Source organism: Pseudoalteromonas sp. GB43, from assembly GCF_054923805.1.
Genome location: NZ_JBPCHJ010000001.1, coordinates 2,494,350 through 2,517,690, shown reverse-complemented (window position 1 = coordinate 2,517,690; position 23,341 = coordinate 2,494,350). Strand labels below are relative to the sequence as shown.

The following is a 23,341-nucleotide window of genomic DNA, read 5'->3' as shown; positions in this document are numbered from 1 at the left end:
AATAAAGACTTGAAAAAGGCCGCTCAGCGGCCTTTTTTATTTATTTAAACAAGTAGTTGAGCTATAAATGTATAAATAATAAAAAACGAGTATCTCCATGCAAAGCGCGATTGAGCAATTGAACAGCCGACTTCAACATCATCAGTTAAAAGAACTCATTGCCGATTACCAAAGTTTATCGGGAGTTTTGCAAGCGGCACAATTACAGCATATCTATCAATTAGCGTGCAGTAGTGAAGTTAAATACTTGTTTTTACAAAATGTGGCAGCGCATTTACTCGAAGCAAGCCCGCTGCCAAGTGAAGCTGTAGCCTTAATTGATGATATCGATAAACTGAGCTTTTTCACGCCTGGTCTTAAGTTTCAAAATGCTTTTTGTATTACCGACAACCAAGGCAATACCCTACTACATCACTTATTTACGCAGTGTCAGGCTAATAACCTACCCTTTAATTACTTGCGTTCGTTAATGTTATTTGAAAGCAACGAAAGCTTGGGTGTTGCGTTAAAAACATTAAATAAGCAGCAGCTCACTCCTATAGGTTGCTTTATAGCGCTAAACAGCACGACTCAGATGCTAGCCAAACATGAATTCTCTGCATTATTAGCCATGATGGAAGTCGACCAAAATCACAGCCCGAGCGCAGTCAGCGCCTTGGTAAATACCCTTAAGCAATTTTATGGTGCCAATCAAGCAACGAGTAGCGACAGTAAAGTGCTGCTTTGCGCGACCTATTTGCAAGTGCCAACGGCACAGTTATTAAACGCGCTCAATCAATAACTCCATGAATAAGGATGTTGTTAAAGCGTTTTTATCGCTCAGTAGTTTTACCGCCCTTAACCATGGTAGCCGTATTGTGCTTACCTTGTGCCTTGCAAGGTTATTAAGTACTGATGAGTTTGGTACTTTCGCGGCGTTACTCGCACTGTGTGAAATTTTGTTATTACCTGCGAGTATGGGCTTTGCATCATCTTTAATGCGTATTAGCTACCCGCTCTACAAAGCTCAGCAACATGACTTACTACGCGGCTTAAAACATGTTTATTTAGCGGCATCGTGTTTATTCGGGGTGATTTTTGTCGCTGCTGTGGTGATTAGCTTTCAGGCTATTTCACCGCACCAAAGCGCTCAAGAGCATGTGGCCTATTTACTATTACTGGTGCCGATTGGCGCCATTATGCAGAGCCAATCGGCTTTTTTAGTGGCTTTGAATAAACCAAAAATTGGCTTGATAACGCAGCAGTGTATTTTTGAATTGCTAACAGCGGGGTTTTGCTTTTTCGTGTACTTGATACGTGGCGACTTATCGTTAGTCGAGATTTGTATCTTGTTGTTTTGTAGCATCTTGTGCGTAGTCATTTATCAATATTGGTTAATCAAAAAAATGATCGTTGCAAGCACTGCCCGCTACCAAACCAAGCAATGGTGTAAAGACTCATTGATCATGCTCGCCAGTGGTGCAGGCACCGTGTTGGTAGCAAAACTCGATGTCTTACTGGTGCATCACTGGTTTGGTGCACAAGGCGTGAGTATCTTCTTTCCAGCGGTAGTGATTGCTGGCTTACTGACTATTTTAGGCAATGCCGCCAACCAATATTTAAAACCCATTTTAATGGCCGATGAGACGACCGAGCAGCAACTTAGCGAGTTAATGAAAGTGATATGGCGTTTTAACTTTGCCGCTATTTTGCTACTTGCCTTGCTCGCAAAGCCACTACTCACTCTCTATGGCGAAAGCCAATTACAAGAAGGATTTTGGATTTTAATGCTGCTGTTACTCGGGCAATTATTATTACCAGCAAGAATTTTAGCCAGTAGCATGGTCAAGTTAAAAGGCAACCCGCTTATCAACTTGTATGTCTTACTTGGTGCAACCAGTGTCACGGTTTTAATGGCAGTACTATTAAAAGATCAGTTTGGCTTATTGGGGGTGGCTGTGGCGTTTAGTGGCGGCTTTATGCTTGGAGCGATTTGCCGCATGGTGATTGTGTGCACACGCATGCGGCTACCTTTATCTGTGGTATTGGGTTTAGTCAGATAGATAATATTCAACACTGGTAACTACACGCACTTTTTTCAGCTGAGGTGTGTTTGAATCTCTATCAGAAATTGAAAACTGCCCCTGACGCGCTGTTTTAATTTTACCTAATTTAGACTGTGAATCTTTGGCAAATTTCATTGCTACTTCGCGGGCTTTTTCGGTTGCTTCTTGAATCATATTTGGCTTAATTTCATTTAAGCCATTAAATAAATATTGAATCCGCGTTTCGTAATTATCTTGTACTATCGCAATGCCTTGTTTGGCTAATTGGCTTACTGCGCCTAAGGCATTTTGCACTTTTTCAATATCATTTGAATAAACAATGACATTATTACGAGCAATATAACGAAACTGCTGATTCTCGCCGCCATATTCGCGAGCTTGTTTATCAATAATCGATTGGCTACCAAGGCTGATTTCTTCATCACTAAATCCATGTAGTTTTAAAAAAGCCACAACCGCATCACTTTTCTCTTCAACTCGACCCACTAGTTTTTCAAGGTTGTTATCGGCATCAGAAAACTGTAAAGGCCAGATAACGGTGTCGGCTGGCACTTCCATTTCTGCTAGCCCTTTAACATGAACTGTGCGCTCCATGCCCTTTACATCAAGGGCTGCACTTTTCAAAATAAAACCTAATCCGAGCAAACCGACCGCCAATGCACACGCTGCAATAACGATATTAAATGGTTGCGCTTTATTCATGCTTTTCTCCTTGATGTAGGTCACTGTTTTTGACTCGAAAAGTAGTTATAAACAGGTTATCTTATGAGTATAACTTTTAATACTTTGGAAGCGTGTCGGTTCTAGTTTGAGTGTATTAAACTTAACAGACCCTGAAGTTTTAACAAACATCGCAAGCGAAGGAAACAGCATGAGCGTTAAACGTATTAGCCAATTTTTTAATCCTAAATCGGTCGCGGTGATTGGCGCCTCAAATTCCCCTAACCGAGCGGGCTTTGTGGTGATGCGTAATTTACTACAGGGGGGCTTTAAAGGCCCAATCATGCCTGTTAGTTTAAATCACAGCGCTGTACACGGGGTATTAGCCTACCCAAGCATTGCTGCACTACCCAAAGTGCCTGATCTTGCGGTTATTTGTACTAATAAAAACACCTTAATTAACATCATTAATGAGCTTGGAGAGCTTGGTTGTAAGCATGCGGTGGTAATTGCAGCGGGTTTAAACGTCGAACAAAAGCACGCATTAAAAGAAGCAGCTGCTGAGGCAAATGTTTCTTTACTTGGGCCTAATTGTTTGGGCTTACTTATTCCTCATATTGGTTTAAATGCCAGCTTTTCACATACGGTTGCAAGCCCAGGAAAGCTTGCTTTTGTATCGCAATCTGCGGCTGTTTGCTCAACCATTCTAGATTGGGCGAAAAACAAAGAAATTGGCTTTTCATATTTTGTATCTGTGGGTGATTGCCTAGATATCGACTTTGATGAGTTACTCGACTTTTTAGGCCGAGATGCAAAAACTAAAGCTATTTTGTTATATATCGATAATATTGAAGATATTCGCAGCTTTATTTCCGCAGCGCGAGCCGCTGCGTTTAGCAAACCCGTAATCGCCATTAAAACCGGTAAAACCAGTGCTGGTGCCCTCGCTGCAGAAATACACACTGGTGGCAAACAAAGCTCAGATGCAGTCTATGATGCGCTATTTCAGCGAGCAGGTATGCTTAGGGTAAACGACTTACGAGAGCTTTTCGCTGCGACACAAACGCTGGCAATGCACCCAAAACTTCTTAAAGTCGAGCAGCTAACCATTTTAACCAATGGCGGCGGCCCAGGTGTCATGGCTGTGGATACGCTCTTGCAAAGCTCAGGAAAGCTGGCGGAGCTCAGCGATGAGACCAGAGCTGCGCTTAATAAAGTCATCCCGCAATCAGAAATGACCTCAAATCCGGTGGATATTTTTGGTGACTCAGCGCCAAGACGCTATCAACAAGCCTTAGAAATCTTACTACAAGCTAAAGAAGTTAAAAACTTGCTGATCATCCATACTCCTTCTGCGCTTGCACCGAGTGAAGATTATGCAGAGATCATTGTTGAAACCTTGGAAAAAATCCCAAAAATGGCTCGCCCTTATGTTATGACTAACTTTATGGGTGAAGATGCCGCCTATGCTGCACGTAAAGTCTGTACCAATAACGCTATTCCAACCTACCGTACACCTGAAGGTGCGGTGGGTGCCTTTATGCACTTAGTAAGTTATCGTCGTAACCAAAAGCATTTAACACAAACACCAGAATCAAACACCGATGATGCAAAAATAAATAAAGACGCTGCACGCTCTGTGGTGAGCGAGTTTTTAGCCGAAGAGCAAAGCTATTTATCAACCCATGAAGCTAGTCAAATTCTCACTCATTATGGTATTGATTGTATTCAAACTGAAGTTGCTTACACGCCAACAGAAGCCAAAGAACAAGCAATTGAGCTGGGTTTTCCGGTAGCGTTAAAACTAATTAGCCCAAGTATTCCTTCTAAATCAGAAGTCGGTGGTGTTGTCCTTAATTTAAATGATGCGCAAGAAGTTGAGCAAACAGCCTTTGCCATGCTGCTACGAATCAAAAACACCTACCCTGATGCCCATATTGAAGGTTTTTCACTGCAAAAAATGGCGCCGCGAGCAGGTGCTAATGAGCTACGTATCGCCATCAAAACAGAGCCTAACTTCGGTCCGGTGATTTTACTAGGTGAAGCTGGCACCGGACTTGAGTTCGCACAAGCAGCAGTGGCATTACCGCCACTTAATATGAACTTGGCAAAATACCTAATTGCTGCAGCGCACGATAAAGGCGTACTTAAAGACCGCGTGCTACCAGAAAAAGTCGATAAATACCGTTTATGCGCCCTACTCACCCGTATTTCGCAGCTGGTTATCGATCAACCTGATATCACCAGTGTTGAACTTAATCCAATTTTAGCCAGTAACGGGCAGTTTTTGGTCCTTGATGCGACCATTGGTCTTAGCCGTTATAAAGCAAAAGCGAACCGTAAACGCTTGTGTATTCGTCCCTACCCAATTGAATTAGTTAAAGAAGTAACCCTTAAAAATAATACCCAAGCACAGTTAAGACCTATCAAACCGGAAGATGAGCAAGCACACTTAGAGTTTGATCAATCATTGAGCAAAGAAGACAGATATAAGCGCTTCTTCGGTGAATTACCGCAATTTAATCATGATCAGCTCGCGAAAATGACGCAAATTGATTATGACCGAGAAATGGCGTTTATTGTCAGCCAAGAGCAAAATGGTTCAGCCTGTACATTAGGGGTATCTCGAGTGTTGATGGATCCAGACAAGCTCGATGCTGAGTTTGCAATTGTGGTGCGCTCTGATTGCCAAGGTTTAGGGCTTGGTACAATATTAATGAATGCGGCGATTGAGCATTGTAAAAACCAAGGCGTTAAACAAATTTCAGGGATCACTTTACCTGAAAATACTGGCATGATTGAGCTGGCAAGAAAACTCGGGTTTAAGATCACCCGCGACTTTGAAGAAGGCAGCATTAATATGGTGCTAAAACTTAACTAAAACTGGATCATTATTTTGCATCGTTTAAGAAATTACACTGCACGAGTTTTTGAAGGTAATGGTAAATATCGACGTGTAGGACGCGCACTTGACGTGTTTTTGATGTCGCTGATCATGATCAATGTAGTGGCAATTGTTTTGGAGTCGGTTGGCCCTTTAGCAAAGCAGTATCATTATGAATTTTTAATGATTGAGCTGATTTCTGTTGCTATTTTCAGCCTAGAATATGTGCTCAGGCTTTGGTCATGTGTAGATAAAAGCGTGCACAAAGAAAGCACGCTGACAAACTCAAAGATTCGTATTAGGTATTTCTTCTCGCCCATGGCGCTGATTGATCTCATTGCGATTTTACCCACCATTCTAATGATGTTTGTGAGTGTTGATTTACGTTTCTTACGAGTACTTAGGTTAATGCGTATTTTTAAGCTCACTCGTTATTCAAGAGCGATGCAGCTATTACTAAACTCGTTTAAAGAAGAAAGCAGTTCACTGCTTGCTGCATTTTTTATAATGGCCGTGGTCTTGATCATCGCCTCATGCGGTATTTATTTAATTGAACATGATGTGCAGCCCGATAAATTTGGCTCTATACCTGCTGCAATGTGGTGGGCCATGGTGACACTTACAACCGTTGGTTATGGCGATGTGGTGCCTGTGACTCCTCTAGGCCGCTTATTTGGTGGTGCTATCACACTAGTGAGTATGGGCATGGTGGCAATTCCAACTGGTTTGCTAGCTTCAAGCTTTTCTGAACAGTTACGTAAACGCAGACAAGTGTTTACCGATGCAGTACATGAAGCCATTGAAGACGGCCACTTATCGCCAGTTGAAGAAGAACATTTAGAGAACTTACGCTATAAACTAGGCTTAAGTCAGCAAGAGGCGAACAAAGCGATTCATAACGAACTTAAAAACCGCAATCGCAATTTATATTGCCGCCACTGCGGTAAACGCCAAGATTAACTAAAGGGTAAAGCTTTGGCTTTACCCTAAAAACTCATCATCCCACAGGGTGTCTAAAAGCGCTTTTACTTCATCACCTGCTACAGGTTTACTAAATAGATAACCTTGAAAGTACTCACAGCCTAAAGAGCGTAAGAACTGCAATTGAGTGCGGTTTTCAACGCCTTCGGCAACACATTCTTTACCCAAGCTTTTTGCCAGCGTAAGCGTTGAGTTGATAATCGCTTCATCACCTTTATCAATACCAATATCATTAACAAAGCTTTTATCAATTTTTAGCACATCAACCGGAAAGCGTTTTAAGTAGGTCAGTGACGCATAGCCAGTTCCAAAGTCATCCATATAAATCCGACAACCAAGGGCCTTGAGTTTATCCATGCTCTGCTGTGCTTTATCTGAATCATGCATCATGACTGATTCAGTAATTTCAAAAACCACCGCACTGGCAGGCACTTTACTAGCTTCAAGCGCCTTATGAATATTTTCAACTAAGTTTACACTTTCAAAATCAAGAGCAGATAAATTAATCGAAATATATAAATCAGGATGCGTCGTGCGCCATTGACGAAGCTCAATCAAAGCTCGTGATAAAGTCTGCAGCATTATTTTGGTAATTAACCCTGAGCTTTCTGCTGCGTTCGCAAAATCTTCAGGCTTATATTCATCTTTATTTGGCCAACGTAAAAGTACTTCTAGCCCCGCGACTTGGCGTGACTCAGCACTGACTATTGGCTGATAAAAATTACAAAACTCATGCTCTTGGTAAGCTTTACTTAACTGCGATTCTAAATGCAAAGTACGTTGCACTTGTAAGTTCATTTCTTGCTTATAAAACTGATAACCACCTTCGACCAGTTGTTTGGCGTGATACAGAGCCACATTAGATGCTTTTAATAATGCTTTGGTGGTTTGCGCATCATCAGGATAAACAGCAACTCCCACACTGAAGTTTACTTTTACTGCTTGTTGGCTGAGCTCGATATGCGATTCAACACTATCCATCACTCGTCCACACAATGATAAAAGCTCATCTACTTGTTTAAAGTCTTCAGCTAAAATAACAAACTCATCACCATCAAAACGTGCAAGACTATCTTGCGGTCTGAGAACTTGCTTTAGACGTTTAGCAACACGTTTCAGTAACTCGTCTGACTCTTCCCGACCGAGTGAATCATTAAAATATTTAAAGCGTTTAATATTAATATTTAGCAAAGCGACTTTATTTTGATGATAAGCAGCTTGCTCAATTGCATGATTAACTCGGTCATTAAATAGCGTTTTATTTGGCAAACCTGTTAAGGCGTCATAGTTAGCCAATAAGTGTAATTCACTCTCTGCCAATTTTTGCGCGCTAATATCAGTCACGATTATGACGTAACTATCTAGCTGACGATTACTTCCTGCAACAGCACTAATTTTAATTAATACTTGGCGCTTTTCACCAGTTGCTACCTCTACAACGTCTTCAGCTGAGAAATGCTCGCCAGACTGCAGCTTTTGCATCACTCTTAAATAATGTATGCGGGCAGCAATAGACAAACCGAGTGTTAGCGAGCGACTAGAACGAGGTTCAGCCGGAAAACCAAATGCATCTTGAAATGATTTGTTAGTAGCTCGAATTCGCAGATTTTTATCTAAGATAAACACCCAATCACGAGTTTGCTCAAACGCTGCACCAAACAAGCGCGCGTTTTCTTCAAATACGAGCTCTCGTGTCATATTGGTATAGGTACCGGCTACTTTTTCTGGCGCATTATCTTGCCACTCAACTACTTTGCCAAAATCTTTATACCAGCGCCAATTGCCATCAGCATGGCGTAATCGGTAGGTGCAATTAAAATAACCTTTTTGTGTTGATAAAAACTCTAACCACTCTAAGCGGAAAGTTTGCTTATCGTGAGGGTGAATTCTTGCTAAGTAATCATCTAAATTAACACTGTCTGTTTCATAGCCTAGCTCATTCTTAAGGCGCGGTTGATATATAATTGGACTTTGTGAAGACCAATCCCACACACCTGAATGACTCCCTTCAAGCGCTAACTTTAAGCGTGCTTCACTTTCTTTACTTTCTTTATGGGCGGCAAGCAAAATTTGTTGCATACGATTTCGTCTAAAAACCCAAGCAGCGACAAAAAGTGCAACTAATAAAACATACAAAACTATGAATTGCGGAGCACGCCAAAGTGGGTACTTTACTTCAATATTTAATATAGCGGGTGGCGTTAACTCCCCTGTTAATGGATCTTTTGCCCATACTTTGAGTTGATACTTACCCGCACTAAGTTTTGGGAATAACACCCGGTTGTTATTACGGGTATAGGTTTTTTGACCATCACCGAGTTGATACTCATAAATGATACGTTCTTGATAATTAAATGCCATTGCCGAAAAGGCAACTTCTAGACCTATGTCATCATGCTCAAGAACGACACTATCAATAGGCTGCTTTAGCTCGGCAGGTAGATCACGAGACATTAAATCAAGATTAGTAATATTAACGTGATCAATTAAAGCTTGCTGGTAGTGGTTATCCATAGGAGAAAAGTAAGTAAACCCTTTGAGCGTTCCATATACAATTTGCCCTGACTCAAGCTTTGTGAAAGCACCACTATTAAACTCTGTAGAGAATAGCCCCTCCGAGCCTGTAAATTGTTGAAAATGAAGATTATTAGGATTAAGCCGCCAAAGGCCTTTATGGCTGCTCATCCAAATCATACCCGCTTCATCAAGTACCATGTCATATAACAAGGTTCCTAATTTATTTTTTTCAAGGTCAATGGTATAGATATGCTCATAAGTGCTAGCATCTAGGCCGATCAAGCCAAAGTTAGAAAGCGATAACCACAGTACATTGTTATTATCTATGATGTATGACATCACATTAACGGCTACATTTTCGTGTTGCTCGGGAACAGTATAAATCGTTGTCAACTCGAAAGACTGCGGATCAACCTGATATAAAATACCTGCATTATAAAATAAAGGCGCATCGGGCTTAGAAGATAAGGCGGGTAAGAACCCATAAGCTAAAAATGGCTCAAATTCATCAAATTTCCCACCAAGTCGGGTCACTTTTTGGCTATCAATATTGTATACAAACATGCCGTAATCAGGGTGGACATAGTAAAGATTACCCGAGGGCATTAATAATATGCCATGCACCCAGTCGTTTATTAAAACCTGATTTTCAGGATTTGCAGCCTTAACAGGTGACGCTTGTTTTGTGTCTGGATCAAAACTCAAAATTCCCCTGTTAGTGTGTAACCACAACTTATCTTTATAGGGCATTATTTGGTAAACGCTGAACTCTGTCGTTATTAAGTCAACTTGGTAGTCTTTTAAGAACACTTCACTTTCGTTAGTCTGTAAGTCAACCGCTGTTAAACCGTTGTGTGTGGCCAGCCAAAGCCTATTTTTAAACTCCGCAATACTCCAAATCGAGTGATGTGATAAACCATCACCTCTCAGTGAGTTAGCAGTCACATTAATAAAGTTGTAATTATCATAAGATAAATAAAAGGCCCCATCATTTTTTGTCGCCAGCCACATGCCACCCGATTTATCTTTTACAACATCAATAATACTGTTATCAGCTAACGTATAGCCGCCTTCCCGTAAACGCTTATTTTTATTAAGCTCTGCTGTTACTAGGTCATATTCAAACAACCCTTTATCCGTACCTAAAGTAATCGCATCTTTTTCTTGAATAATGGTCCAAATATTCAAATCTTTTATTAAGGTTTTATTAGAGAAAGGCTTATTAGGAGTCTCAAACATCGCTTCTAAATTACTGATATCAACTTGATACAAACCTCTGACAGCACCGACTAGTAGAGTTGTTTGATCGATTACTGCAAATGATTTCACATAATTTTGATAAATATGACTTGGTTTTTGCTGTAAGTGCTCAAGCTTACGAACCTCACCGCTAGCAATTTGATATACATAAGCGCCATTACTTGTGCCCATAAAAATGAATCCGTTATAAGCATACAGCTCTCTTATAACACTGCTTTTTACACGCTCAGGGATTTCAAAAATTGAAGTGACTTGTTTTGTTTCTAAATCCAACTTGGCAAAGTCCCAACCCCGACCAAGCCATAGTGTTTTGTCATCAACAGCCACCATACTAAACACCGACTCAATAAAAATTTGCTCTTCTGTGGTGGGTTTAGCAATAAACTGCTGATAAGTATCGGAAGTGGGATCATAACGGAATAAACCCGCTTGTAGCGAAGCTATCCAAATATAGCCTTGAGGATCTTGGTAAATACGGTCAATGATGGCATCTTCAAGCTCACCATTAGGTCCTTTGATATGAACAACCTGATAGCCGTCGTAGCGATTAAGCCCCCCCTCAGTCGATAGCCAAAGATAGCCACTGTTATCAATGAGCATGGTGTTTACATAACTTTGCGATAAGCCTTCGCTGGTTGATAACCGTTTAACCTGTGAATAAGCGCAGTGGCTAAACAAGATAAAGCTCAAAAATAAAAAAATGGTTATACTAGAAAAGAACTTAGTCATTGACGTTCCAAATTGCTAACTTGGCACTGTGTCACGCGTAAAGTGCATCGCAACAATTTTTCGGTGTGCATAAAGTTCAAATAGTGATTGCAAGGAGTTTGGTAATGTTAATATATAGTTAAACCCATTTTGTAGATAAAAATCAATCAGATTTTGGTACACGAAGGTAAAAACAACCTTCTTTTGCCGAGCGGTTACGGCCGCAAGTAGCTGCGAAGCAACCCTTTGACCACGCCATAATTCATCTACATAAAGAGTAGACAAAAATAATAGCCCTGATTGGTCTTGTACTCTACACGCCGCGATTATCTCAGAATCTTTATAGGCAACCCATACTTGGTCAGCCTTGGTTGCTCGGCCACGTGCATTGTGTTTATCATAAAATTTATTTACTAACGGCGTTTTAATTGGCTCAAGTAAACAAAATCTAAACGCTGCCATGACTAGCTCATTAACGAAAGGTAATGCTCAAATTGTTGCTTAAGAAAAGCCTGCTCAGACATAGGACGATTATTTATTGCAGTATAAACACCTTCACGCGTATTTTTACCGCGCTTTATTTGATAAGCCCAAAATGATGCTTCGTAGTCCAATTGAATTTGATATTTTTGATCTCTTGGCAATTTACATAAATTGAAACTCATACTTTCTCAGCTTTAATAATTTGATTTATCTAGTATAACAAAATTCAAACCGTTTAATCCGATAAATTAGCCCAAAAAAGCCTCTGACGAAACTTGATTTTAGCAACACTTGCCAGTAAATTAACGAGCAATTTATGTACGCAAGGAACGCATGTTGTCAAAATATCTGAGCCACAGATTCGCCTTTTTATTATTATTCTTTTGCTTTTCAAGTTTAGCCAATACCCACACTCTCTTTTTTAATCGTCCTGCTGATACTCCACAAGCTCGCTTTGTTATTGATTTACTTAAAATGGCCTATAAAGAAATTGGCTACGAAATAAGTATCATTGATTTTAGCCATCAAAATGCGCTGGAAGCCGCAAATCAAGGTGTATTAGATGGTCAGCTTGGTCGCATTGCTGATGTCAAAGAAGGCTATCCAAACTTAATAAAAGTGAACTACCCTTTATTTGATTTTAATTTAATCCTGCTAAAAAACTGCAAAACATGCTATTACCCAAAACTAAAATCGCTCGCAATCCAATCAAGTTACCCTGCAGCACAGAGTTACATTGAACGACACCCTTTTAAAGGTGATGTAATAAAAGTTAGAAATGTCACGGCTCAATTGAATCTACTTACGCAAAATCGTGTTGAAGGCGCAATTTTACTCGATTTTATGTTATCAACTAAACACCCTGACTTTGATCAAGATGCATTTCACAAACAAGTGCTGATGCCAATGCAGAGCTATCATTTTGTTCATAAACGTCATGAGAAACTAATACCCAAACTAACTAGAGTACTAGAGGAATTTGATGAAAATGGCACGGTGCAATTTTTAAAATCAAAGTACAATCTCACCGAATTTTAGAAATCAAACCCTCCTTGCTCAGGCGTTGATTGTTGATTTTCAGCTTGTTGCTTTTTCTGAAGGTAACGTTTGTAACGCTGTTGGCATAGACTGATCACTTTACGTTTTTCTGCATTGGTAAACTTATTCCAATAAAATCGCTCATCACGACTACGATAGCAGCCTTTACAATAACCCCGGTTATTAACTTGGCATATCCCTTTGCAAGGGCTTGGAATTTCAAATATTTCAATCTGTTGCATCACAAATGCCGGTTAATAAGTAATATTAAAAGTATAGCCTGAAAATTAACCATAAAAAAAGCCACTTTAAAAAGTGGCTTCTTAAACTATTTGTTTCGCTTACTTAGACTCGCTTGTTGCAAGTTCTGCTTTACGATGAAAAGGCTTAGCGTACATAGCTAATACCAAAGGCTTTAACTCCTCTGGCACTTTTGCGATACGCTCATTAAATGCAGCGGCATCTTTTTCATCAATCACAGCTTGCGTACAACCACCTGCAATATAATTGCCTGGGTGTAAGAAAAACGAATCAACAATTTGCTGATCAATAGTTTTTGCCAGCTCTTCAGGCGATTCACAGCCCGACTCAATTGGCTCGCCAAACGCTAAATGTACATGCCCTTTGGCGGTGCTAAAACCTTCAACAATACTAGCTATGTCTTCACCCTGCTGTTTCACATACTGACCATGTTGCTGTTTATGATAAAGCTCTTTCGCTTTAGCAATCGCGCATGGCTCGTATTGATAAGAGATAGACACAGGTACAATTTTTAATTCGCGTACGTATTCAGCAAACTCTTTCTTCTGCTTGCGGCCTTGTAACTGCAACATTTTAAGCAGGGCAGGATCTGTTTGGTCAAAACCGTCTTTTGCTCGGCCTTCTTTTTGCGCTATCCAAATTGAGTGGCCTTCAGAAAGTGAGTCATAAATATAAGCAGACAGCTGCGACAGCGCTTTTAGCATCTCTTTCGGTGCTTTCGCTGAGCGCTTCACAATAAAGCTCTTGTTTAAACGCATTAACTCAGTGATATAAGGAATTTGCAGTAAGTTATCACCAATGGCGATACGAACTGTCGGCATGTTGTGCTTAAACAAGCCCCAATTAACGAGCGCAGGATCAAGCACTATATCGCGGTGATTAGAGATAAATAAGTAAGCTTGTTTTGGGTCTAGTTTATCAATGCCCGAAAACGTTACCTCTGAAGTAGTGCGGGTGATTAGTTTGTTCAAATAATCAGCCACTTCGTGCTGAACTTGCTCAACCGATGAGGTGTTACCCCACTTTTTACGCAGCTGGCTGCGCACTAATGGGCGAGTAATAAATGGGAAGTTCGATAAAAAGCGCGGTAAGTTATACTTAGCGATTACATCTACAAAGGCATTATCAGCAATCAAACGCGCTACTGAGTCAGCTACTTCATCATCATTGTAAGGTCTTATGTCGGCGTATTTATCCACACTTTCACTCATTAAAAACTACTTAAGTTAAAAAACGGCACGCAAAGCGTACCGTTAAAAATAATTGGCGGATTATAACTCAGGCAATTTTAAATGCGAACCGAGACGCGATAGTTAACCAAATTAAATGCCAATCAATGTATAAAATATTTATCTATAACAAATAATTAAGCAATGCTCTTACCAGTTTGCGAGGATTTTTTTAATACCATTTTTAACAGCAATCTGAGTATTAAAATTGCCAACACAATACCTGCAGCAAGACTTAACCAATGAGGTAGAACCTCGTGCTCTTCACCCATCATCGGCGCTACCACAAAACCATATTGCGCCACTAAATAATCGGTTAAAAAGCCAAAAGCCAGTGCCGTGCCAATCACACCTATTAGGTAGGCAAATACCGCTCGCTTGCCAAGCTCTTTACCAACGACACCAAGCGTTGCGATATTGGTTGCCGTCCAGCTAACATAAACACCAGCACCGCCCCCGGAGATACACCACTGAGTAATAAACCTGCCGCTATAGGTGTCGATGCAGTTGCACAAATATACATAGGAATACTGATTAAAATAACCACCAGCATAGCAAGGATGCCATTCCCCCACTGGCTTAAAAAAGATTCTGGTACATAAGTTTGTACAAGCGCTGCAAAGAATAAACCGATCATTAGCCAAATCATGGTGTCTTCAAGCAGCTTATTGCAACTAAAGCTCACCGCGCGTTTCAGTTTGCTAAAACGACTTTCAACGGCTTTGGTTGGCTGCTCACTGCTACAACAGCTTTTCTGTATAGGCGCTGCTTTTTCTGTTGAGCAACTTTGTTGCTGCTCTTGTATTGGTTGCGATTCCTTGCTACTACAACAACTTTGTGCGGGCTTTGCTGGCGTCTCTTTACTGCAACAGCTCGTTGTGGTCACAGGCTTTGGCTGTTTACTACTACAACAAGAGTCTGCTTTAGTACTTTCTTTATCTGATTCTGTACTTTGTACTTGTTGGATTTCACTGTCTTTCCCCACTAAGACGCCGGCCACAATGGCGCTGCACACGGCGGCAATAGGACGAATTATCGCCATAAATGGGCCTAGCAACACATAAGATACCGAAACCGAATCGACCCCAGTTTCAGGGGTTGAAACTAAAAATGCGGTGGTGGCACTTTTCGATGCCCCCGCTCTTCTTAAACCAATGGCTGCTGGGATCACACCACATGAGCACAAGGGCATTGGAGCACCTATAAAGGCTGCTTTAACTGTGGTCCACAACCCTTCTTTGCCTAAATGCCGGTTAAGAAAGTTAGCAGGCAAATATACATTGAGAAGACCTGCTATGAATAAGCCCAGCATTAACCAAGGTGCTGAGAGTAAAAACAGATGCCAAAAATTATTGAGTAAGTCCATCGATATCCTCCAGCGTCGTTAGTATTGAGCAGTTTTCAGCAGGCTCTTCACCGCCACAACATTTATCTGCTAACAATGAAAGTGAGTCATAAAAGCGAGTAAGCTCTGCAATTCGTTGTGCAACCAGATCACGTTTTTGTAACGTCATCTCTTTAACTTCATGACAAGAATGCTGATCTTTATGAAACTTAATTTGCAGTAGCTCTTTGATCTCAGCCAGACTAAAGCCAACATTCTTTGCTCTGAGAATAAACGCCATTTGCTTATAGTCATTCTCAGAATAAAAACGATATCCCACATCTGAACGCGAACTTGGCGTTAACAAACCATGCTTTTCGTAGTACCGTAGCGTATCTGTTGAGACACCCAACTGACGGGCAAACTCACCTATTTTCATCACCGTCTCCATTGTGAAGCGTTTATTTATTATGCTCACTATAAACCTTGGAGTACACCCCAAGGTCAAGCAATAAATTAAAAAAGGAAAGCACATGAATATTACTGTCCTTGATACAGCGACATTAGCCAACACGTCGTTAGATGCCTTAGCGCAATTAGGTAAATTAACCTGTTACGATTTAACCGCTAAAGAACAGGTTGTTGAGCGCTGCCAAGATGCCGATGTTGTTGTTAGTAATAAAGTGGTGATTGATCAGCACGCCATGAGCAAATTACCTAATTTAAAATTAATATGTGTTGCAGCGACAGGGACTAACAACATTGATTTAGGTGCAGCAAAAGAGCATGGCATCGCAGTGACCAATGTCGCAGGTTATTCAACGCCGAGTGTAGTGCAGCATACCTTTACCCTCATCACTAATTTACTGGGTAATACTCACAGATACATTAATGATTGCCAGCAAGGCTTATGGCAACAAAGTCCAATGTTTTGCCGTTTAGATTACAGCTTTAAAGAAATTGCAGGCAAAACATTGGCAATTATTGGTTACGGTTCACTAGGTAAAGCCGTTGCCGATGTAGCGCGTGCTTTCGGTGCTAATGTCATCATCAGTGAACGAAGGTCATGCACCTCGTGAAGGTCGTGTTAGTTTTAATGATGCTCTAACCACAGCGGATATTATTAGTGTTCACTGCCCACTTACTGATGAAACACGCAACCAAATCGCCGCGACAGAATTAAGCATGATGAAACCGTCAGCTATCATTATTAATACTGCTCGTGGTGGAATTATCAATGAAGTCGATTTAGCTGACGCATTAGCTAATAATGTTATTGCCGGAGCCGGTGTTGATGTACTCAGTAAAGAACCTGCAGAGCAATCAAATCCGCTGGCACAGTATAAAGGCGCAAACTTATTACTTACTCCGCATATTGCTTGGGCCAGCCAAGAATCTATCGTGCGTTTAGTTAACGAAATTGCTTTGAATATCCAAGCATTTAATCAAGGCGAGATGCGTAACAGGTTGGTCTAAATCGCAATTTATTAGTCAAGAGAGCTAAGTAGTTAGTAATTTATTACTTGGCTCTTTACCTAAAAACAACCTAAGAAACTGATTTAATTTACTTTTATAAGTTTGGCAAGTAGTTTGCAAATAAGTGAACAACTATAAAACAATTTCTACGGGATAAAATAACATGAAAAAAGCACTTCTAATTGCCGCGCTAACTGCACCATTTTTAACTGGTTGTGTCATTGCTGTTTCTGACGGTGAAGCAGACACACATTGGGCGGGAAGCTCATCTAGCTGGCAAAAGCAGCATAAAAATAACCGTGAAGTGATCTCTAATCTTGCATTAGATACCAGCTATCAAACTGTATTAAACAAACTAAATACTCCTAGCTTTAGCGAGTTATTAAAGCAGGGTGATGATGTGTACCAAGTATTATTCTATGCAACCCATAGTATTCATTCTGATGGCAAGATAACTAAAGACGAATGTACACCACTGGTTTTTAAAAATGATAAGTTAATCGGTGTGGGTGATACGATTTATAAATCACTTAGCAATGGCTAGCTTGCATATTTAAATTCTGTAAGTAGGCAGCTATTGCCTACTTATGTTCACTCACCGCTATCATTCTCGATACTATCTGATCACGCCCAGCATCTTTTGCCTGATAAAGACCTAAATCAGCTTCTTCAAGTAATGTTTGCTCTGCATACACCTGGCCATTTTCCGTGGTCGCAATACCAATACTAATTGTGACATGGTCGGCATTTAGTGACGCTTTATGCGGAATATTTAACTCATTAACGGCATTACGTAATTTGTTTGCAAACGACATAGCTTCTTTTGCAGAGGTATTTGGAAGTACAGCTGCAAACTCTTCACCGCCATAACGAGCAACAAAGTCACTACCTCGCTCACATGCTCCAACTAAGGCATGAGCAATTTGTTTTAAACAATCATCGCCTGCTCGGTGACCATAACAATCGTTGTAACGTTTAAAGTGATCAACATCCATTAATAATACTGATAATGGTGTTTGATCACGACGACAACGACGCCACTCTCGCGCTAAATTTTCATCTAAATAACGTCGGTTTGGGATCTCTGTTACGTCATCAATTGAGGCGAGCATTTCAAGCAAGTCATTTTTTTGTTTGATCATTAATTGATTGCGCACACGTGCACGAACGATCGCTGCACTAAAAGGTTTGGTGATGTAATCCATCGCCCCTAATTCTAACCCTTTAGCTTCATCATCATGGCTAGTATTTGCCGAGATAAAGATTACCGGTAGCATGCTTGTCGTTGCGTTTTCTTTTAATTTGTTGAGTACTTCATAGCCGTCGATTCCTGGCATTACAATATCCAAGATCAACATATCCACACTTTGTGTTTTTAGAAACGTCAGTGCTTTTTCACCACTCTCAACACAAAAAACATCATAGTCTTGCTGTAATGTTTTTTCTAATACCAAGCGGTTTAACGGATCGTCATCAACAATCAGTACCTTGGCTCTTTTCAACATCAGTAGATCCTTGTTCGATGATAAAGGCAATAACCTGTTTTATTTGGCATTGCAACTCATCAATTAATTGTTCGGAAAGTTCACCTTTAGCTTTTAGTGTAGCCTCGCAATGCTGAGCGCACGCTGACAATCGTTTAAACCCAAGGTTACCAGCCGATCCTTTCACATTATGCACCACACGGATCAACTCGTCGGTAGTCTTTAATGTAGAAATTTGTATTAACTGCTCTGCTGCCATAGTCGCAAACTTCGACAACATAGTTAATACTAAATTATTATCATTTCCAAATTGAGATAAGATAAAAGCCTTATCAAAAAAAGCTTCTTTTGAGTTTTTAAGCTCACTCATTGCTAAAAACAATTTACTCGCAACAATAGGTTTAGTTAGGTGTTTATTCATTCCTGCCGCAATTGAATGCTCAATATCTGCAGCCTCACTATGAGCGGTAAGCGCGTATATCGGCATTTGCTCTTTGGTGTATAATTGACGAATAATTCGCGTCGCTTGGCAACCATCCATCACAGGCATTTGAATATCCATAAAAATTACGTCAGGCTTGATCTCTTTAGCAATTTCTATACCTTTTTTACCATTTAGAGCACAAATGACAGTAATATCTATTTGCTCCAAAATACTCTTAATGATGCTCAAATTAAGCGGATTATCATCAACTGCAAGTACTAAAAGTCCAGATAAGTCAGTACTCGAAGGCAAACAAACTAATTCTCTTTTTGTAGGTCCTGATGCTTTATCTAGCTGTAAGCAAAAACTAAATTTGCTGCCTTTGCCTTTTTCACTATCAAGTTTTATCTCTCCGCCCATTAAAGCGACTTCATATTTAACAATCGCTAAACCTAAACCGACCCCCTGATGAGAGCGTGTTAAAGACTCATCTCCTTGCGTAAAAGCATCAAATAACCACCCTTGATCAGCCTTATTTATACCTATACCTGTATCTTTAACTGTAAAACAAATTAGTTGCTGCTCTAAAGACTCTTCAATCAGCTCTAAACACAGAGTTATTGTGCCTTGTTCAGTAAACTTGGCTGCATTTGTCAATAAATTGGCTAATGCTTGCTGCAAACAAATTTGGTCTCCAATTAAGAATTCGTTGATGTTCTCGTCACGGTCAATGATAAAATCAATGCCTTTATTTGTGCATAAGGGAGTGATCACGCCTCGACTAAAATCAATTAGATCAGATAAACTCATAGGCGCTTTATTCATTTCCAGTTGAGCACTTTCGGCACGTGCAAAATCAAGCATTCGATTTAAAAGCGTCAGTAAACTATTAGCTGCTGTTTTTGCCTGCTCTGCATGAGTGCGCTGATGCTCAGTTAGCCCTTGCAATGCAATAACATCAATTAAGCCTAGTACTGCATTGAGTGGTGTGCGTATTTCATGACTGAGATTAGCAATAAAGCGGCTTTTAGCGAGCGTTGCCCGCTCAGCATCATCTTTTGCTTGCACTAAATCCGTCACATCCTGTACATGAACAACATAATAATCTGGTGTTTGCTCGGCATTCCAAACTAGGGACACACTAATTTGCAGCCAGCGCTGCTGTTCTTGCTGCTCAAGACTAAAGTGATAAACTTTTTTCTTCTCATGCAGCAGCTCTGTCAGAGTATTTTTCAACGTCTGATAAGACTGCTCAGCAAATAAGTTTGTCAACTCGAGGCCATTAACGTTTTCAATTGCAAAGATTTTTCGTGCCGCTTTATTTGCTTGCAGCACTTGACCTTCAAGTGATACCAGAAGCACCCCATTCGCTGCGTACTCCATAGCACTGCGCAATTTCGCTTCTGAGCTTTGTAGTGCATTCAGTGCATTATACTGCTCGGTAATATCACGACCAATCGCCATGGTACCAAGAAATTGCTGGTGCTCGTTGTAAAATGGCACAATGCTAAAAAGGTAAGTTTTCTCATAATTTGAAAGACGAGTTTGATACGTTTTTTTGTCTCTTAAAACCTGCTTCTCAAGTTCATTTAACTCGCCGTTATCATCGCTAATATCACATAATTGCTGGCCTACTAACTTCTCTTGTGGCAAACCAATATAGCCTTCATACGCTTTATTACAGCCTAAAAACGAGCCATCAATATTCTTAAAATAAATAAGATCCGGCACGTTATTGAGCATGGTATTTAATAACGCTAAGTGGCGTTCTTTCGCATCAATACTACGACGCAATTGTTTTGACTTTACCTGTACCTGAGAGTCAAGCGCTTTATTCGCCTCTTGTAATGATTGGACGAGCTCTTCATTGCGGCTAAACACTCGTTTTACACGGCTGAACCAAGGCTGCCAATCGACAGGAATACGATAATGAACTAACGCTTGTTTACCTTCATCATGCTGCTCAAGGTAATTCATTAAGTGCGTCATTGGTTTTACAAAAATACGTTGACTCAGCCAAAAAACAGCGCTGAACATCATCACTAAAAACACACTCAAAAACGCGAATTCTAAAAAGATGTCGTAGCCAACAGGTTCACTCAGGGCCTGCTTTGATTCATAGAAACGAGTGTAAATAGGTAAATTTGTTGCTTCTTGCACTAAATGGCTGTGGTTATTCTTGCGCATATCGACAGCAACATTCGGCCAATATTCGCTGGCACTGATGGCAGTGTTAAGCGCTGTTTTTGAGCTGGCAATAACTTGGTTATCTTGATTGATAAAAATATACTCACCATAGTTAGGCGCTATTTTCTTTAACCAGCTAGAAATTGCTTTAAGATCATAAATCAACACGATGTAATCACGACTATTGGCTGCTCGTTGCTTACCAATTGCAAAATAAGCATGGCCATTAATTGTCAACACAGAGCTTGAGGAAAGCTTATTACTATTAACTAATTGAGGCCTAAATTTGTTATCTAACACACTGGTCAAGAATTCACTTTTTGCTGTACTTCGGCGCTTAATATAAACAAAACCTTGCCCATTAACATAAGCCACGGCTTCTAAAGATTGAACAAGTGACAGGGTAGTATTAAAAGAGGATTAAGGGCGATAACTCGCCGCCATTGATTAATTGCATAAGCGGTTGAGGCAAACTTTCCTTGCCCGACTATCTCCCCCACTCCATCACCAACACTTTGGTAGTAATAGTGATCATATTGATTCACATTGCGTGCCCAACTTGGATCAAAGTCATAAGAAAGTGGCTGCTCGTAAAGCTTGAACATAGTGTCTATAAGGCCATCTGCGGCACTCATCGCATGGCTAAGCTGAGCGGATATATTATTAAACCCGCTTTGCCTGCTTTCTATCGCCCGCTCAAGTTTTAAATTATATAGGTGTAAACACAAAAAAAACGCCACTAACAGCGGCACAATAAGTGCCACTGCTAAAGAGCGATAGTAATGCTTTAACGGTAAAAAATTCACTGGCTTATAAGTACCTTACCTCGATAAAGCTAGGTTAACGAGGCATAGGAATACTGGCAAGTTATAAATTTTCTTCAGCAAAGCTGGCTAAGCGGCTACGTACCACACCGTTTAAGTTAACGGTGGCACTGCCCTGAAAATCTTTAAAACGTTCAACAATATAGGTTAAGCCTGAGGTGACAGGCGTGAGGTAGTTACTATCAATTTGCGCTAGGTTTCCTGAGCAAATGAGTTTAGTGCCTTCGCCGCAGCGAGTGATAATGGTTTTCAGTTGTGAAGCAGTTAAGTTTTGACTTTCATCCAAAATGACAACCGCATTTTGAATACTACGACCACGCATAAAGTTTACCGATTTAAACTGTACGTTGGCTTTTTCCATAATGTAATTACGGCTCGAAATCGGATTCTCATCTCCTTTATGCAGCACTTCTAACGTATCGGTAATGGCAGCTAACCACGGCGCCATTTTCTCTTCTTCAGTGCCAGGTAAAAAGCCAATTGATTCAGCAATCTCTGGGGTATTACGCGTAACAATCACTTTATCGTAAATGCCTTTTTCAATAATCATTTCGAGGGCACTAGCAAGAGCAAGTAAGGTTTTACCACAGCCAGCGGGACCTGTTAAAATCACCAATTCAATACTTGGGTCAAGTAGCGCATCAAGTGCCATCCCTTGATAAACATTTTTTGGTTTTACACCCCACGCGGTATGACTCATCAAGCGCTCAACACTGATATCCTTTAAAGTAATTTGTTTATCATCGTAGCTTGTTACTCGAGCCGCAAAGTGGTCGCTTTCATCTAAAATATATTCATTGCAGAACACATCGCTAATCGTGCTTTTTGCCACATAATGATAGGTATCTCGGCCTTGCTGCTCTGTTTCACATTCTCCAACCTGTTGCCAAAAATCACCGTCAATTTTTTTATAGCCGCTTGTAAGCAACGCTATGTCGTCAATTAATTGGTCTGTTCTGTAGTCTTCAACAAATTTAAGCCCTGCCCCTTTCGCTTTAAGGCGCATATTGATGTCTTTAGTGACAAGCACCACCTTGCTGTCACTGTGCTGTTTTTGCAGATGTACAGCGCAATTGATAATACGATGGTCGTTTTCGTTGCCAGGTAAACCCGAAATACTGTCTGCAAATAAATGGTCATTAACAATAATTAAGCGGCCACGAGATTCTGATTTTGCCTTTTTGTTACTAGGGAGCGCGACACCCTGCAACATTTGCTCTGGCGAAGCATCCTTTAGCACTTCATCTAAACCACGAATAGCAACACGGGCGTCACGGCTAACGTCATGTTTCCTATCTTTAATGTGGTCGAGCTCTTCTAATACTGTCATGGGGATAACAACATCATGTTCTTGGAAAGATAAATAAGCGAGGGGTTCGTGGAGTAATACATTGGTATCGAGCACATACATTTTACTATCAAGGTTCGAAGCTTTTTCCATAGCACTTTCCTTACGTTTTATGATTTTTATGCTATACCCAATAAACTAAACAAGCGGCGGATGAAGCTATGGTTTATTCGTCAGGTATATACTCAGTTTAGTCTATTTACGACAA

General features: G+C 40.5%; 17 protein-coding genes and 2 pseudogenes. 7 read left to right on the top strand and 12 right to left on the bottom strand.

The window, feature by feature from the left end:
- The first annotated feature begins 97 nt into the window (after window positions 1-97).
- The gene (locus tag ACRWSG_RS11960; protein ID WP_462166377.1) at window positions 98-781 is read left to right on the top strand and encodes a hypothetical protein; all 684 of its coding nucleotides are present in this window, start codon (window positions 98-100) and stop codon (window positions 779-781) included.
- Between the two features lie 4 nt (window positions 782-785).
- Window positions 786-2,042: a lipopolysaccharide biosynthesis protein gene (locus ACRWSG_RS11955; protein ID WP_462166376.1), complete on the top strand. Its 1,257-nt coding sequence runs from the start codon at window positions 786-788 to the stop codon at window positions 2,040-2,042.
- Here ACRWSG_RS11955 and ACRWSG_RS11950 read toward each other — a convergent pair.
- Entirely contained in the window at window positions 2,031-2,747 is a 717-nt protein-coding gene (locus ACRWSG_RS11950; RefSeq protein ID WP_054552674.1) for an SIMPL domain-containing protein, read from the bottom strand. The two genes, ACRWSG_RS11955 and ACRWSG_RS11950, sit on opposite strands and share 12 nt — an antisense overlap.
- A gap of 169 nt (window positions 2,748-2,916) precedes the next feature.
- Here ACRWSG_RS11950 and ACRWSG_RS11945 point away from each other — a divergent pair, with 169 nt between their 5' ends.
- Complete coding sequence (locus tag ACRWSG_RS11945) at window positions 2,917-5,586, top strand: bifunctional acetate--CoA ligase family protein/GNAT family N-acetyltransferase (RefSeq protein ID WP_194441920.1); 2,670 nt, start codon at window positions 2,917-2,919, stop codon at window positions 5,584-5,586.
- A 9-nt stretch (window positions 5,587-5,595) separates the two neighbouring features.
- A complete protein-coding gene (locus ACRWSG_RS11940; RefSeq protein ID WP_054552676.1) occupies window positions 5,596-6,549 on the top strand; it encodes an ion transporter in 954 nt (317 codons plus the stop codon).
- A gap of 21 nt (window positions 6,550-6,570) precedes the next feature.
- On the opposite strand, the gene ACRWSG_RS11935 is transcribed toward ACRWSG_RS11940, so the two are convergent.
- The 3 genes from ACRWSG_RS11935 to ACRWSG_RS11925 are packed head-to-tail and all read right to left on the bottom strand — an operon-like array spanning window position 6,571 to window position 11,720.
- A complete protein-coding gene (locus ACRWSG_RS11935) occupies window positions 6,571-11,076 on the bottom strand; it encodes an EAL domain-containing protein (RefSeq protein ID WP_462166373.1) in 4,506 nt (1,501 codons plus the stop codon).
- Between the two features lie 15 nt (window positions 11,077-11,091).
- Window positions 11,092-11,517 (bottom strand): GNAT family N-acetyltransferase, encoded by a 426-nt coding sequence (locus ACRWSG_RS11930; RefSeq protein WP_054552678.1) that lies wholly within the window; start codon window positions 11,515-11,517, stop codon window positions 11,092-11,094.
- Between the two features lie 2 nt (window positions 11,518-11,519).
- A complete protein-coding gene (locus ACRWSG_RS11925) occupies window positions 11,520-11,720 on the bottom strand; it encodes a DUF3283 family protein (RefSeq protein ID WP_462166372.1) in 201 nt (66 codons plus the stop codon).
- Window positions 11,721-11,871: 151 nt separating this feature from the next.
- Here ACRWSG_RS11925 and ACRWSG_RS11920 point away from each other — a divergent pair, with 151 nt between their 5' ends.
- Window positions 11,872-12,576: a type 2 periplasmic-binding domain-containing protein gene (locus tag ACRWSG_RS11920; RefSeq protein WP_166338838.1), complete on the top strand. Its 705-nt coding sequence runs from the start codon at window positions 11,872-11,874 to the stop codon at window positions 12,574-12,576.
- Here ACRWSG_RS11920 and ACRWSG_RS11915 read toward each other — a convergent pair.
- The 4 genes and pseudogenes from ACRWSG_RS11915 to zntR all read right to left on the bottom strand — a co-directional run bounded on the left by ACRWSG_RS11915 (window position 12,573) and on the right by zntR (window position 15,829).
- Complete coding sequence (locus tag ACRWSG_RS11915) at window positions 12,573-12,818, bottom strand: DUF1289 domain-containing protein (RefSeq protein ID WP_138616262.1); 246 nt, start codon at window positions 12,816-12,818, stop codon at window positions 12,573-12,575. The two genes, ACRWSG_RS11920 and ACRWSG_RS11915, sit on opposite strands and share 4 nt — an antisense overlap.
- Before the next feature lie 99 nt (window positions 12,819-12,917).
- Entirely contained in the window at window positions 12,918-14,048 is a 1,131-nt protein-coding gene (locus ACRWSG_RS11910) for a 1-acyl-sn-glycerol-3-phosphate acyltransferase (RefSeq protein ID WP_199530226.1), read from the bottom strand.
- 155 nt (window positions 14,049-14,203) lie between these two features.
- Window positions 14,204-15,432, bottom strand: a pseudogene (locus ACRWSG_RS11905) (SO_0444 family Cu/Zn efflux transporter).
- Window positions 15,416-15,829 (bottom strand): Zn(2+)-responsive transcriptional regulator, encoded by a 414-nt coding sequence (gene zntR / locus ACRWSG_RS11900; RefSeq protein ID WP_082874003.1) that lies wholly within the window; start codon window positions 15,827-15,829, stop codon window positions 15,416-15,418. The pseudogene ACRWSG_RS11905 and the gene zntR overlap by 17 nt, the downstream one beginning before the upstream one ends.
- Window positions 15,830-15,923: 94 nt before the next feature.
- Between zntR and ACRWSG_RS11895 the strand changes: the two are divergent.
- Both ACRWSG_RS11895 and ACRWSG_RS11890 read left to right on the top strand, forming a co-directional pair.
- Window positions 15,924-16,866 (top strand): annotated as a pseudogene (locus ACRWSG_RS11895) (D-2-hydroxyacid dehydrogenase).
- Window positions 16,867-17,029: 163 nt separating this feature from the next.
- On the top strand, window positions 17,030-17,410 hold the full coding sequence (locus ACRWSG_RS11890) for a DUF3192 domain-containing protein (RefSeq protein WP_194441928.1): 381 nt from the start codon (window positions 17,030-17,032) through the stop codon (window positions 17,408-17,410).
- 37 nt (window positions 17,411-17,447) lie between these two features.
- Here the strand turns inward: ACRWSG_RS11890 and ACRWSG_RS11885 are convergent, their stop codons facing one another.
- The 4 genes from ACRWSG_RS11885 to ACRWSG_RS11870 form a co-directional block, all read right to left on the bottom strand.
- Complete coding sequence (locus ACRWSG_RS11885; RefSeq protein WP_462166371.1) at window positions 17,448-18,371, bottom strand: GGDEF domain-containing response regulator; 924 nt, start codon at window positions 18,369-18,371, stop codon at window positions 17,448-17,450.
- The gene (locus tag ACRWSG_RS11880; RefSeq protein ID WP_462166937.1) at window positions 18,340-21,261 is read right to left on the bottom strand and encodes a response regulator; all 2,922 of its coding nucleotides are present in this window, start codon (window positions 21,259-21,261) and stop codon (window positions 18,340-18,342) included. The genes ACRWSG_RS11885 and ACRWSG_RS11880 overlap by 32 nt, the downstream gene beginning before the upstream one ends.
- Window positions 21,262-21,341: 80 nt before the next feature.
- Window positions 21,342-21,767 carry a hypothetical protein gene (locus ACRWSG_RS11875; RefSeq protein ID WP_462166370.1) on the bottom strand — a complete coding sequence of 142 codons (426 nt, stop codon included), beginning with the start codon at window positions 21,765-21,767 and terminating at the stop codon, window positions 21,342-21,344.
- A gap of 61 nt (window positions 21,768-21,828) precedes the next feature.
- Complete coding sequence (locus tag ACRWSG_RS11870) at window positions 21,829-23,226, bottom strand: PhoH family protein (RefSeq protein WP_462166369.1); 1,398 nt, start codon at window positions 23,224-23,226, stop codon at window positions 21,829-21,831.
- Between the last annotated feature and the right edge of the window lie 115 nt (window positions 23,227-23,341).

Coding starts and splice junctions, on each gene's coding strand:
- ACRWSG_RS11930 (WP_054552678.1), bottom strand. CDS start 11,517: ATGGCAGCGTTTAGATTTTGTTTACTTGAGCCAATTAAAACGCCGTTA.
- ACRWSG_RS11960 (WP_462166377.1), top strand. CDS start 98: ATGCAAAGCGCGATTGAGCAATTGAACAGCCGACTTCAACATCATCAG.
- zntR (WP_082874003.1), bottom strand. CDS start 15,829: ATGAAAATAGGTGAGTTTGCCCGTCAGTTGGGTGTCTCAACAGATACG.
- ACRWSG_RS11890 (WP_194441928.1), top strand. CDS start 17,030: ATGAAAAAAGCACTTCTAATTGCCGCGCTAACTGCACCATTTTTAACT.
- ACRWSG_RS11920 (WP_166338838.1), top strand. CDS start 11,872: ATGTTGTCAAAATATCTGAGCCACAGATTCGCCTTTTTATTATTATTC.
- ACRWSG_RS11945 (WP_194441920.1), top strand. CDS start 2,917: ATGAGCGTTAAACGTATTAGCCAATTTTTTAATCCTAAATCGGTCGCG.
- ACRWSG_RS11915 (WP_138616262.1), bottom strand. CDS start 12,818: ATGCAACAGATTGAAATATTTGAAATTCCAAGCCCTTGCAAAGGGATA.
- ACRWSG_RS11955 (WP_462166376.1), top strand. CDS start 786: ATGAATAAGGATGTTGTTAAAGCGTTTTTATCGCTCAGTAGTTTTACC.
- ACRWSG_RS11885 (WP_462166371.1), bottom strand. CDS start 18,371: ATGTTGAAAAGAGCCAAGGTACTGATTGTTGATGACGATCCGTTAAAC.
- ACRWSG_RS11925 (WP_462166372.1), bottom strand. CDS start 11,720: ATGAGTTTCAATTTATGTAAATTGCCAAGAGATCAAAAATATCAAATT.
- ACRWSG_RS11870 (WP_462166369.1), bottom strand. CDS start 23,226: ATGGAAAAAGCTTCGAACCTTGATAGTAAAATGTATGTGCTCGATACC.
- ACRWSG_RS11910 (WP_199530226.1), bottom strand. CDS start 14,048: ATGAGTGAAAGTGTGGATAAATACGCCGACATAAGACCTTACAATGAT.
- ACRWSG_RS11935 (WP_462166373.1), bottom strand. CDS start 11,076: ATGACTAAGTTCTTTTCTAGTATAACCATTTTTTTATTTTTGAGCTTT.
- ACRWSG_RS11950 (WP_054552674.1), bottom strand. CDS start 2,747: ATGAATAAAGCGCAACCATTTAATATCGTTATTGCAGCGTGTGCATTG.